General features: G+C 52.2%; 1 rRNA gene. It reads left to right on the forward strand.

Going from position 1 to position 255, the window contains the following annotated elements:
* A 23S ribosomal RNA gene (locus tag JHD79_RS23260) occupies positions 1-255 on the forward strand; the annotation flags it as partial.

Consider the following 255-nt stretch of genomic DNA (forward strand, 5'->3'; position numbering starts at 1 on the left):
CCGGTAAGGCTAAATACTCCCGAGAGACCGATAGTGAACCAGTACCGTGAGGGAAAGGTGAAAAGAACCCCGAACAGGGGAGTGAAATAGAACCTGAAACCGTATACTTACAAGCGGTCGGAGCGTCTAGGTGGCGTGACGGCGTGCCTTTTGCATAATGAGCCTACGAGTTACTCTTCACTGGCAAGGTTAAGTGCTTCAGGCACGGATCCGAAGCGAAAGCGAGTCTGAATAGGGCGCATAGTCAGTGGAGGT

The sequence above is a fragment of the Pedobacter sp. ASV28 genome, from assembly GCF_016428855.1.
In the GTDB taxonomy this organism is placed as follows: Bacteria; Bacteroidota; Bacteroidia; order Sphingobacteriales; family Sphingobacteriaceae; genus Pedobacter.